The sequence below is a fragment of the Salinivibrio sp. IB868 genome (assembly GCF_001995655.1).
Lineage (GTDB): Bacteria > Pseudomonadota > Gammaproteobacteria > Enterobacterales > Vibrionaceae > Salinivibrio > Salinivibrio siamensis.
Map to the genome: position 1 here is coordinate 84,243 of NZ_MUEW01000011.1, position 12,699 is coordinate 96,941.

At 51.7% G+C, this 12,699-nt stretch carries 10 protein-coding genes; 7 read left to right on the forward strand and 3 right to left on the reverse strand.

Annotated features, from left to right (window positions below):
• Positions 1–7: 7 nt before the first annotated feature.
• The gene (locus BZG20_RS12530; RefSeq protein ID WP_046073518.1) at positions 8–1,324 is read left to right on the forward strand and encodes a replication-associated recombination protein A; all 1,317 of its coding nucleotides are present in this window, start codon (positions 8–10) and stop codon (positions 1,322–1,324) included.
• A gap of 73 nt (positions 1,325–1,397) precedes the next feature.
• Entirely contained in the window at positions 1,398–2,684 is a 1,287-nt protein-coding gene (gene serS / locus BZG20_RS12535; protein ID WP_046073517.1) for a serine--tRNA ligase, read from the forward strand.
• Positions 2,685–2,726: 42 nt separating this feature from the next.
• Here the strand turns inward: serS and BZG20_RS12540 are convergent, their stop codons facing one another.
• Both BZG20_RS12540 and metG read right to left on the reverse strand, forming a co-directional pair.
• Positions 2,727–3,527, reverse strand: coding sequence for a hypothetical protein (locus BZG20_RS12540; RefSeq protein ID WP_077579220.1), 801 nt, complete (start codon positions 3,525–3,527; stop codon positions 2,727–2,729).
• A 245-nt stretch (positions 3,528–3,772) separates the two neighbouring features.
• A complete protein-coding gene (gene metG, locus BZG20_RS12545) occupies positions 3,773–5,809 on the reverse strand; it encodes a methionine--tRNA ligase (RefSeq protein ID WP_077579221.1) in 2,037 nt (678 codons plus the stop codon).
• Positions 5,810–5,966: 157 nt separating this feature from the next.
• Here metG and apbC point away from each other — a divergent pair, with 157 nt between their 5' ends.
• The 5 genes from apbC to BZG20_RS12570 all read left to right on the forward strand — a co-directional run bounded on the left by apbC (position 5,967) and on the right by BZG20_RS12570 (position 11,987).
• Positions 5,967–7,085 carry an iron-sulfur cluster carrier protein ApbC gene (gene apbC / locus BZG20_RS12550; protein WP_077579222.1) on the forward strand — a complete coding sequence of 373 codons (1,119 nt, stop codon included), beginning with the start codon at positions 5,967–5,969 and terminating at the stop codon, positions 7,083–7,085.
• Positions 7,086–7,226: 141 nt separating this feature from the next.
• Positions 7,227–7,871, forward strand: coding sequence for a uridine kinase (gene udk / locus BZG20_RS12555; RefSeq protein ID WP_077579223.1), 645 nt, complete (start codon positions 7,227–7,229; stop codon positions 7,869–7,871).
• 118 nt (positions 7,872–7,989) lie between these two features.
• Positions 7,990–8,577: a dCTP deaminase gene (dcd, locus tag BZG20_RS12560; protein ID WP_046073840.1), complete on the forward strand. Its 588-nt coding sequence runs from the start codon at positions 7,990–7,992 to the stop codon at positions 8,575–8,577.
• A gap of 124 nt (positions 8,578–8,701) precedes the next feature.
• A complete protein-coding gene (locus BZG20_RS12565) occupies positions 8,702–10,852 on the forward strand; it encodes an AsmA family protein (RefSeq protein WP_077579224.1) in 2,151 nt (716 codons plus the stop codon).
• 52 nt (positions 10,853–10,904) lie between these two features.
• Entirely contained in the window at positions 10,905–11,987 is a 1,083-nt protein-coding gene (locus tag BZG20_RS12570) for a metal-dependent hydrolase (protein WP_077579225.1), read from the forward strand.
• A gap of 39 nt (positions 11,988–12,026) precedes the next feature.
• On the opposite strand, the gene cobO is transcribed toward BZG20_RS12570, so the two are convergent.
• Complete coding sequence (cobO, locus tag BZG20_RS12575; RefSeq protein ID WP_077579226.1) at positions 12,027–12,617, reverse strand: cob(I)yrinic acid a,c-diamide adenosyltransferase; 591 nt, start codon at positions 12,615–12,617, stop codon at positions 12,027–12,029.
• Positions 12,618–12,699 lie beyond the last annotated feature (82 nt).

The following is a 12,699-nucleotide window of genomic DNA, read 5'->3' on the forward strand; positions in this document are numbered from 1 at the left end:
GGTGACTGTGTCGACCTTACCGCTTGATTTTGCAGACGATTTCCGCCCACTGGCCGCACGTATGCGGCCACTCACGCTTGACCAGTACATCGGTCAGCGTCATCTTCTCGCCGAGGGTAAACCGCTTCGCCGGGCGATTGAGTCTGGATCCCTCCATTCGATGATTTTCTGGGGGCCTCCGGGGACCGGTAAAACCACGCTCGCCGATATTGCCGCGCGCCAAGCCAACGCAGAGCTGGAACAAATCTCGGCTGTGACCTCTGGCGTCAAGGAGATCCGAGAGGCGATTGGACGCGCAGAGCAAAACAAGCAAGCTGGTATTCGTACCGTTCTGTTTGTGGATGAAGTGCACCGCTTTAATAAAAGTCAGCAGGATGCGTTTTTGCCCCATGTGGAAGCGGGAACGGTCACGTTTATTGGTGCCACTACGGAAAACCCCTCGTTTGAGCTTAATAACGCGTTGCTATCGCGTGCCCGTGTGTATCGTTTAACCAGCCTTGACGAGAGCGATTTGGAAGCGGTGATTGATCAAGCACTTGCCGACTCACAACGTGGGCTCGGTGAGCAGTCCCTGGTCTTTGATGATGGCGTTAAAAGGGCGTTAACGGCAGCGTGCAGTGGTGATGCACGTATGGCGTTAAACCTACTGGAAATGTTGGCAGACATGGCCGATGGCCAAATCACGATGCCGATGCTTAAAGACGTGGCCGGTGAAAAAGTGGCACAGTTCGATAAGCAGGGGGATGCGTGGTATGACTTGATCTCTGCATTTCACAAATCAGTGCGTGGTTCATGTCCCGATGCCGCGCTGTATTGGTATGCACGCATTGTGAGCGCGGGAGGTGATCCGCTTTACGTGGCAAGACGTTTGTTAGCGATAGCCTCTGAGGATGTCGGTAATGCCGATCCGCGCGCGATGCAGGTGGCACTGAACGCATGGGATTGCTTTACCCGCGTCGGGCCTTCGGAGGGTGAGCGCGCCATTGCACAAGCCGCGGTGTATTTGGCCAGCGCCCCGAAAAGCAACGCGGTGTATACCGCGTGGAAACAAGCCTTGCGTGACGCGAAAGACACCGCCAACGCGCCCGTTCCCATGCACCTTCGTAATGCGCCAACAGCATTGATGGAGCAAATGGGACACGGTGATGGCTATCGCTATGCCCACGATGAACCCAATGCGTATGCGGCGGGCGAGCGCTATCTGCCCCCAGAGCTTGGCGAGGCGCGTTACTATCAGCCCGTCAATCGTGGGCTAGAAATTAAAATCGCCGAAAAGCTGGCCTTTCTCGCTGAGCAAGATGCAAAAAGCCCGCAAAAGCGCTAGGCAAATTTACCCTTTTTGGGTAAGGTTTAACTTCGTCAATTTACAGTCAATAACCCGAAAGCACAGGATTAGCATGCTGGATTCCAAATTACTTCGAACTGAGCTGGAAGAAACCGCTCAACAACTCGCTCGTCGTGGCTTTACGCTTGATGTTGACGCTATGCGTGAACTCGAGGAACAACGTAAGGCGCTGCAAATTCGCACCGAACAACTGCAAGCTGAGCGTAATTCCCGATCGAAGTCCATTGGCCAGGCTAAAGCAAAGGGTGAAGACATTGCACCATTGCTAGAAGAAGTATCAAACCTTGGTGATGAATTGGATGCGGCGAAAACGGAGCTCGCGGCACTCCAGCAAAAAGTGAATGACGTGGTCATGAGCGTGCCCAATCTACCTGCGGCCGACGTACCAAGCGGTAAAGATGAATCTGAGAACCAGGAAATCTCACGCTGGGGCGAGCCCCGTCAATTTGAGTTCGAGATTAAAGATCACGTCGACCTCGGTGAACTCACCGGTGGCCTTGATTTTGCCAGTGCAGTGAAGCTATCTGGCTCTCGTTTTATCGTGATGAAAGGGCAAATGGCGCGTATGCACCGTGCGCTCACGCAATTTATGCTCGACTTGCACACCAATGAGCACGGTTATACTGAGATGTATGTGCCTTACTTGGTCAATGCGGACAGCTTGTATGGCACCGGTCAGCTGCCGAAATTTGGTGAAGACTTGTTCCACACCCAGCCGGCGACGGAAGAAGGGGTGGGCATGTCGTTGATCCCAACCGCGGAAGTGCCGCTGACGAACATGGTACGTGATGAGATCATCGATGAAGCCGATTTGCCGCTGTGTATGACGGCACACACACCGTGTTTCCGTTCAGAAGCTGGCTCGTATGGTCGCGATACGCGCGGTCTTATCCGTATGCACCAATTCGACAAAGTTGAGTTGGTGAAGGTGGTTAAGCCAGAAGAGTCGATGGAAGCACTTGAATCTTTGACTGCCGATGCAGAAAAGGTGTTACAACTGCTCAATTTGCCATACCGCAAAGTGTTGCTCTGCACAGGCGACATGGGTTTTGGTGCGGCGAAAACCTATGACCTAGAAGTCTGGTTGCCAGCACAAAACACCTATCGTGAGATTTCATCGTGCTCAAACACCATGGATTTCCAAGCTCGCCGTATGCAGGCGCGTTTCCGCCGTAAAGGTGAGAAAAAGCCTGAGCTGTTGCATACCTTGAATGGTTCAGGCTTGGCGGTGGGCCGTACCTTGGTAGCTATTTTGGAAAACTACCAACAAGCAGATGGCCGTATTGAAATCCCTGAGGTATTGCGTCCATACATGGGTGGACAGACTCATATTGGGTAAGTGTCATCGTGTTGCTATTAAGCCGGCCTTGCGCCGGCTTTTTTATTGCTGTGTATGGTTGAATCCTTGATGGTGTGGATCATTGATTGGTGACAGCGTATTGAAGATATCATCTTCTGGTGTAGGAAAGCGGGCGAGCAGTGTAGCCAGAAAGGTGTCGAGTGCATCCAGCATCACGGCGTTAACTTGCTGCGCCAGCGCCAGGCGGCGATTGAGTGACAAGGTGTGTACATCATCAAGCTGTGAGATAACCTGATCTATCTTATCGGTGAATGCATCGCCCAATTCAAGGTCGCGCAGTTGTGCTAAGCGCTTGGTGAGTATTTGTTGTTGTAAGCTTAGGGACTGGTGCGCATTGGGCGTTGCGTTCTCCAGTTGTATTGACGCGTAGGAAAAGCGTTGGCGAGCTTGAAGTAGCTCTAGCACGGCATACCAAATTTGTTGGTAAGACGAGAGCGTGTGGTCATCACCACAGGCAATTAACACCGGCGGGATGGCTTCATCCACCAAGTACGCTAGGTGCTGCAAGGCGCGGTTTTTCATCTTGGCCTGGGTCACATCATCATATTGTGGCAAGGCGTGAAGGTGATGGAAAAAAAGCCGATACATTGGCTTTTGCGCATGGGGTGCCAAGTGGTGTAATTGACGCGTTTGATCCAGCAATCGTTGATAGTCATACGGATCGACGCGCGGTTGGGTGGCGAGGTAACCTGCGTGCTGGAGCAAAGCCCGTAACTCATGCAGTTGATGCAATCGCCAATCCGGTCGTTGACGATACACGATGACCGCCACCACGCTAGCAATCGTGAGCGCCAGTATTCCTATCATCACTAACCATCCCATATGCTCTCCTTGCTATGGCTTCCGCGTATACAGAGCAGAGCATGAAGCATGCCAAAATTGAGAGGTTAATCACGCCTTGTAGCGCAATGACTGGCGCGTGGATGTGCTCTTACTGCGCACCTTACTTGGGCGTGATTGCTCACTCGTAGTGCAGGGGAGAATCGATGGATGGCACCCATTGGACAAAAAAAGAGCCCGACTGGGCTCTTTATTCTCTGCTTGTGCAAATTGACGAGGCAGGGAGGTTACATGACCCGCATACCTGGCTGAGCCCCTTCATGAGGCTCTAGGATCCAAATCTCTTTCCCGCCAGGGCCGGCCGCTAAAATCATGCCTTCTGACATGCCAAACTTCATCTTTCTTGGTTTTAAATTGGCGACCATCACGGTGTGCTTGCCCACCAGGTCTTCCGGCTTGTAGGCCGATTTGATCCCAGAGAAAACCTGACGTGTTTCACCGCCAATATCGAGCTTGAATTTGAGCAGTTTATCCGCTTTTGGCACGGCTTCACACTCAAGGATTTTAGCGACACGAAGATCGACTTTAGCAAAATCACCAAATTCGATTTCATCCGCGAGTGGTTCATCGGCAAGTGGCCCTTGCGCGCTTGCTTTCGCCGCCTCTTCAGTCGCGACATCTTCTTTGCTGTCAGCAATCATGGCATCGACCGCTTTTGGATCAATTCGGTTAAATAGCGCCTTGAACTTGGTGATTTGATGGCCAGTCAGCGGGGTCGCAATGCTCTCCCACGTTAAGGTGTCGTTTAAAAAGCCTTCCGCACGCTCGGCCAGTTTTGGCATCACAGGTTTTAGGTAGGTCATCAGCACTCGGAACAAGTTAATACCCACCGAGCAAATCGCTTGCAGTTCGGCGTCTTTACCGTCTTCTTTGGCGATGACCCAAGGGGCTTTCTCGTCGACGTATTGGTTCGCTTTATCGGCAAGCGCAATGATCTCACGGATCGCTCGGTTAAACTCGCGTGCCTCGTAGAGTTCCCCTATGTGCTCGGCTTTATCGATAAAGGTTTGATAAAGCTCAGGCTCAGAGCAAACGGGCGACAGCTGGCCGTCAAAGCGTTTGCTGATAAAACCCGCGTTGCGAGAGGCCAAGTTGACCACTTTGTTGACAATGTCGGTATTCACACGCTGGATAAAGTCATCCAAGCTTAAATCGAGATCATCAATACGGCTGTTGAGCTTGGCGGCGTAGTAATAGCGTAAGCATTCGGGATCAAGGTGTTTTAAGTAAGTGCTCGCTTTAATGAATGTCCCTTTCGACTTGGACATTTTCGCGCCATTGACGGTGACATAACCGTGCACGAAGACGTTATTTGGCTTGCGGAAACCGGCACCGTCGAGCATGGCTGGCCAGAACAGACTATGGAAATAAACAATGTCTTTGCCGATAAAGTGATATAGCTCGGTGTCGCTGTTGGCTTTCCAATACTCGTCGAAGTCGATGTCGCCGCGTTTGTCACAGTAGTTTTTAAATGACCCCATATAGCCAATCGGCGCATCAAGCCAAACGTAGAAAAACTTGCCGGGTTGATCAGGAATTTCGAAACCAAAGTAAGGGGCATCACGTGAGATATCCCACTGCTGAAGGCCGGTTTCGAACCACTCATTCATTTTGTTGGCAATTTCACTTTGCAGTGAGCCGGACTTTGTCCACTCATTCAGCATTTGCTCAAATTGCGGCAAATCGAAGAAGAAGTGCTCAGAGTCACGCATTACGGGCGTGGCGCCACTCACCGCTGAGCGTGGGTTAATCAGCTCTGCTGGGGTATAGGTCTCACCACAGTTGTCACAGTTGTCACCGTACTGATCGTCGGCGTGACATTTTGGACACTCGCCTTTGACAAAGCGATCCGGCAAGAACATTTCTTTTTCCGGATCAAACAGCTGAGAGATCGTACGGCTGGTGATGTAACCTTTATCGCGGAGCTGAGTATAAATAAACGAGGCGAGCTCACGGTTTTCATCACTGTGGGTGCTGTGATAGTTATCGAAGCTGATATCAAAGCCATCAAAGTCGGCTTGGTGCTCTTGTTGCACGCCAGCGATCATGGCTTCTGGCTCGACACCCATTTGCTGTGCTTTCAACATAATGGGGGTGCCGTGGGCATCGTCGGCACAAATAAAGTGAGTCGTGTTGCCACGTAGGCGCTGATAGCGCACCCATACATCTGCTTGAATATGCTCGAGCATGTGGCCCAAATGGATTGAGCCGTTCGCATAAGGCAGCGCACAGGTCACCAGAATTTTCCGTGGGTTTGCAGCCATAATCTTGTTTGTTCGCTCTTATGATATGAATGGAATGATTGCGGAAATCTTACCTGATACGATATGCCTTGCCTAGTGCAGGCCGTGAGTGAGGCTGTTTATCCGTTAAACGTTAGCTATCCGGCCTAATATATTTTAATCAATGGGATGGTGATGCATGTTGTTTGGCTCTAAAAAGAAAAAAGCACAAAAACAAAAAAAAGACACGGCCGCCCCGCTGACCAATGTGGATGAAGCAGTGAGTCTATTGAATCAGTTTTCACATCCGCGTTTGGTGGAGCAGTGGGCAAGCCAACCACATTGGGTGAGCGTGACTGAACACGGCTTTAAAGTGACGTTTCCATTTGCAGCGGCGTCAGTGATGCAGGCGCTCAATGACTGGCTGAATGCCCAGTCGACGACATTGGCGCAGCAGTTTCAACTGACACAGAGAGTGGCGCCGTTAAAAAGTGGTGATAAGTCGCCCGTCAAAGGGGTGAAAAACCTGTTAGTGGTGAGCTCGGCCAAAGGCGGTGTGGGTAAATCGACGACGGCGGTCAATTTGGCACTGGCACTGCAGGCGGAAGGGGCATCGGTGGGCATTGTCGATGCGGATGTGTATGGCCCATCGCTCCCGATTATGCTCGGCGCTAAAGACAGCGAGCCGCAAACCCATGATGGCAAATTGATGGAGCCTGTGATGCGTCATGGCATTGCCTCTAATTCAATTGGTTACCTGGTGCCCGCTGATAATGCCACTGTGTGGCGTGGGCCAATGGCCTCGAAAGCCTTTGCTCAATTGATCAATGAAACCCGCTGGCCCGAACTTGATTATTTGGTAGTTGATATGCCACCAGGCACCGGTGACATTCAGCTTAGCTTGGCGCAGCAGTTTCCGGTGACGGGAGCGATGGTGGTTACCACGCCACAAGATCTCGCACTGGCTGATGCGATTAAAGGCGTGGCGATGTTTGAGAAAGTACAGGTGCCGGTTCTCGGGGTAATTGAAAACATGAGCTACCATATTTGCTCACAATGCGGTCATCATGAAGCGATTTTTGGTACTGGTGGTGCAGCGAAAATGGCTCGTGAGCAAGGCGTGCCAGTGTTAGCTCAAGTGCCGCTTCATGTCGCGATTCGTGAGGACATAGACGCAGGCACACCGAGTATGGTGGCGCGTCCTGACAGCGAGCATGCTGCTGTCTATCGCCAAATGGCCGCCACCGTCGCCAGTCAGCTTTATTGGCAAGGGGAAACGCGCCCTGAACAAATAAGCGTACAAACGGTGTCGCCCTGATTGAGCAACGTGCAGCTATCGCAGGCTTAAAGCAGCGGGTCAGTCAGGGAAGCGTGATTTTCTCTGGCGCCAGCGGCTTCAACTCCCTATAATCAGGCGGTTTATGTAGATTCCGCCAAGCTTCCTCTGGGTATTCATATTATGAGTGACAACAACCACCAATGCGTTATTATCGGCATAGCAGGTGCCTCTGCTTCCGGTAAAAGCCTGATCGCTAGCACCATTTATAAGGAATTAAAGGAAAAAGTCGGCGATCATCAAATCGGCGTGATCACGGAAGATAGATATTACCGAGATCAAAGCCATCTCAGCATGGAAGAGCGCGTACAAACCAACTATGACCATCCACAAGCGCTAGACCATGACTTGCTTTGCGAGCACCTAGAAAGCCTCGCGGCAGGTCAGTCTGTCGATGTGCCTGTGTACAGCTACTCAGAGCATACCCGCATGGATGACACCACCACCATGACACCCAAAAAGGTGATCATTTTGGAAGGGATCCTGTTGCTAACCGATCCACGCCTGCGCAATCTTATCCATGCCAGCGTCTTTATGGATACTCCCCTTGATATTTGTTTGTTGCGCCGCATGAAACGTGATGTGGCTGAACGTGGGCGCACGATGGACTCCGTGATGGAACAATATCAGAAGACGGTCCGCCCTATGTTTATGCAGTTTATTGAGCCGTCAAAGCAATATGCCGATATTATCGTGCCACGCGGGGGTAAAAACCGCATTGCGATTGATGTGTTAAAAGCGCATATCGCGCGATTACTGAAAGCCTGATTTGGGTATGATGGTTTCACTGACCTCAATCTCGCTGCTTTTTATGCAGTGGACAACAAGCTAAATGAATGCGGTGCGTGAATGTATCGCTCCATCTATTAACCGTGAGGACTATCCGATGCGACTATGCGACAGGCATATCAAAGAACACCTTGATGATGGCCGCATCAAAATTGAGCCACGTCCGGCAGAGGCGTCGATTTCTGGTGTGACGGCGGATGTGACGTTGGGCAATCAATTCCGGGTGTTTAATGACCACGGCGCAGCATTTATCGATCTGTCTGGCCCGAAAGAAGAGGTCAATGCCCAGCTTGAACGTGTGATGAGTGATGAAATTGAGATTGCTGATGGTGAGGCTTTTTATCTTCATCCAGGCCAGCTCGCGCTTGCTGTCACGCATGAAGCGGTGACCCTGCCTGACGATATCGTCGGCTGGCTTGATGGCCGCTCGTCGTTGGCACGTTTGGGGCTGATGGTGCATGTGACTGCGCACCGGATTGACCCGGGCTGGTCGGGCCGTATTGTGCTGGAGTTTTATAACAATGGTCGTTTGCCCTTGGCGCTACGACCCGGTATGCCGATTGGTGCGTTGAGTTTTGAGCCTATGTCGGGCGCGGCTGATAAGCCGTATAACAAACGCGACAACGCAAAGTATAAAAATCAGCAAGGGGCAGTTGCCTCTCGCATTAGCCAAGACAAGGTTTAACGATTGCAATGCGCCTACGGGCGCATTTTTTTGTTAACGTGGAACCCGATCGCGAAATCATGGTCGATAATGCGGGTATCTCTCGTAAGTGGTATCGCCTGTTACGCACAAGGAGCATCTTGCAATGATAAAAAAAATCGCCCTTACTCTCGCTGTTTTGGTGGTGGTCGTCATGGGTGGCATCGCCGCTTTGCTCGCCACCATTAATCCTAACCAGTTTAAGCCATTGTTGGTCGAGCAAGTTAAAAAACAGACAGGCTATGACATGGTGATCGGTGGCGACATTGCTTGGCAGTTTTGGCCAAGTTTGGGTTTTTCAATCGAGGATGTCGCGATAAAAAATCGCCCCGGCTTTGATGAACCCGAGTTGATGCGCTTATCTCAAGCCCGCCTCTCTGTCGATGTGTTGCCTTTGATGTCGCAAACCTTGCAGATCGGCGAAATTACATTGCAAGACCCACATGTGTTTATTCAAACCCTGAGTAATGGGGAGAGCAACCTCATCGCGACATCGCCGACGGCTGAGCCTCAAGCTGAGCCTCAAGCTGAGCCAGCGCCACAATCAGGCACATCCGCTGATAGCACGAGCACCGAGGCAAAGGCGTGGAACGTATCGCTACAAGGGCTCAGTGTGGCCAACGCGAGTGTGGTCGTCAAAGATGACCAAGCGGGCACCATGACAGCGTTGCGCGATGTGGATCTTGAGGTGGGCAATCTGGCGACGGATGTGTGGACGCCACTGTCAGTGTCGTTGCGCGGCGAGCAAAATGACGCTCGCGTTGAGCTGGAAGGTCAAGGTGAGTTGAAATTGGCCAGTGACCTGATACAAAGCCAGATGCGCAAACTGGCGTTGACGCTCTCCGCCGAGCAAGGTGCACTGACCCTAGAACAAGCGAACCTCACCCTCGATCGTTTGGCGCTGGGTGAGGCGGCGCAGTTGGGCTTTAATATCAACGCGCAAACCGCAGACATCGACGTTGAAAGCTCGGGGCAAGCCCAGGTCACTATCGCAACGACGCAAGATAAGATCACGGTTCAGGGGTTAGACATGCTCACGACGGTGTCTGGCGAGCCTATCCCCAACCAGTCGCTTAGCCAAGCGCTAGCCGCTGATATTGTGTTTGACATCAACCAGCAAACGTTGACGGTCAGTGAATTGATCAGCCGATTAAACGACGATGATGTTGTGGTGGATGGCAAAGTGGCAGTTAAATTGACGGAGATCCCCCAAGTCCGCTTTGCGCTGAATACCAACCATATTGACCTCGATACGCTGATACCGACAGACAATGCAGCGCCTAATCAATCTGCAAACGATAGTGAATCTGGCTCTAATGATAAATCCAGCCCGAGTACGCAAGCGGCGCCACTGAGCAAAGAAGAGCCTGATTTGAGTGTGTTGAAGACGCTAGATATTGCCGGCTCACTGGCAATGAAAGGGCTTACTGTGAGTAACGTTACCTTAGGGCAAACACGCGCGACGGTGGCCATCGACCGTGGCAAGGTCGACGTGTCAGAGCTGACGACGCAAGCCTATGAAGGCAGCGTGGTTGTGCAAGGGATGTTAGATGCTACGCAAACGCCCGCTCGCTATCAGGTAAGTAAAAAAGCACGTGGGATCCAAGTGCTTCCGCTGCTGGAAGACGCTGCCCAGGTTGATCTTTTAGAGGGTAAGGGTAACGTCGATATCAATGTACAGGGCAAAGGTTTGTCGCCGTATGCATTGCGTCAAGCGATTCAAGGCAGTGTCGCTATTTTCTTCGAAGATGGCGCGATTAATGGGATAAACTTGGCGCAGATGCTCAGAGAGGCGAAAGCGACGCTGAAAGGTGAGTCGGCAGCGGCCGCCAATGAAGTACGTAAAACAGACTTTAGCGCACTCACTGCGAGCTTTACCTTAGGCAACGGCATGGCACGCACCACCGACTTACTGTTGGAAGCGCCCGCGCTTCGGGTACGTAGTGACGGACAAACCGATCTGTTACAAGAGACACTCGATTTTAATGTCTATACCTCGGTGGTCGAGACCAGTAAAGGCCAAGGCGGTAAAGATATTGATGAACTGCGTGATGTCACCATCCCAGTGACGGTGGCCGGTACCTGGCAATCGCCGAGCTATAAACTAGACATTAAGCAGCTACTCAGCAGTAATAACGCGTTGGAAGAAAAAGCCCGCAAAGAGGCGCAACGAGGGTTGAAAAAGCTACTGGGTGATAAAGCGGATGACGATAAGGTCAAAGAGACGGCAGATAAACTCCTTAATTTATTTCAGTGATCGGCTGACAAGCTATCGGGCTATCTAATGCAAAGTCATTAAAGGACGTTTTATGGATTCTGTCACGCAAGCAGCGTTGGGCGCCACTGTCGCGGGTCTGGTTGCCGGTAAACGTTGCTCTCCGAAAGTGTTACTGGCGGGCGCAGCCCTCGGAACCTTACCGGATCTGGATGTATTGATTGATTACGGCGACCCGGTGGCGAATACCGTGAATCATCGTGGCTTCAGCCACTCGTTGTTTGTGTTGCCTTGGGTCGGCGCACTCATTGCATGGTGCTGGTGGCGCTGGCAGCGTCAGTGGCCACTTTGGCAAGTGATGACGCTAGTCATCGCGGTGCTTGTCACCCATCCATTGCTCGATGCAATGACGGTATATGGAACCAAGCTATTCTGGCCGCTTGAGGTGCCATCGGTAGCGGTGGCGAGTCTGTTTATTATCGATCCCCTGTATACGGTGCCTCTACTGGTTGCGCTCATCAGCGCATTGGTATGGCGCCATCTGGGAGCCAAGGCATGTGGTGTTGGGTTGATGGTCTCGAGCCTTTACTTGGCCAGCTCTGTGTACCAGCTCCAACAAATAAAAACCCGTGTTGCTGAACAAACACAAGGAACCTTGCTGGAAGGCCAGCCGTTAATCATTATGCCAACGCCGTTTAATACCTTACTGTGGCGTGTGGTCGTCAGTGGCGAAGAGCAATACTGGGAGGGGTTAGCCTCACGACTTGATGCCAACCCGTCAATTGATTGGGTGGCGCAGCCTCTAGGAGAGTGGCCACTGGCCAACTCTGATACCCTCAGCGCTCTGCGGACGTTTTCACGTAATTTTATTCGCTTTGAAAACCGAAACGGGCAGCAGGTAGTCACCGACTTGCGCTTTGGTGTGGCCGCCTATCAGCCGTTCCAGTTTTTGCTTGCAGAACAAAATACAGACGGGGACTGGTACCCTGTGTCGCCCAAACAACTTGAGCCTGGCCCGTTGCCCGAGACCGCGCTACCCGCGTTGTGGCAACGTTTGTTGGGCGATCAATCGATTGACGCGAAACTCTGCCGGCAGTCGTGTCAGCAAACTGACCCGCGTTGGGCCGAGCCCATCTCATCTGCCGCCTTACCGGCGACGGCCTCTGAAAAACAATGAGCGCACGCCGTGCACACGTATTGTCTACGTTGTTAAAGGTTACCAATCAATGCCTTGGCGCGCTTTAATGCCGGCATCAAACGCATGTTTGACATTGCGAACTTCAGAGACAGTATCGGCGATTTCGATTAAACGACGGTGAGCGCCTCGACCCGTGATCAGCACAGATTGCTCACTTGGTCGTTGGCTAATTGCATCGATGACATCGTCCAGGTCAATGTAGCCATAGGTGATCATATAGGTGATTTCGTCCAGGACGACCAAATCATAACTAGGATCGCTGAGCATGGTTTTGCATGCTGACCAGATTTTTTGTGCGGCTTGCGTGTCGGCCGTTTTATCTTGGGTATCCCAGGTAAACCCTGTACTCATCACATGAAAGTCCACGCCATGCTGACTGAGTAAGTCTCGCTCACCACATGCCCATGTTCCCTTGATATACTGCGCCACCCCGCATTTGAAACCATGGCCTGCGGCGCGTGCGACAGTGCCAAAAGCGGATGTCGATTTGCCTTTGCCGTTGCCTGTAATAATAAGAAATAGCCCTTTTTCTTGTTGTGCGGCGTCAATCCGAGCATCGACTTTTTCTTTCAGTTTTTGCTGGCGCTGTTGATGACTGTGTTCTGACATGTGATTTCCAACCTTTGGTTAACTTAGGTCTATAGTAAAGGGACGATAGGGTGGATGCCACCCATGACATTCTGGCCGCAAA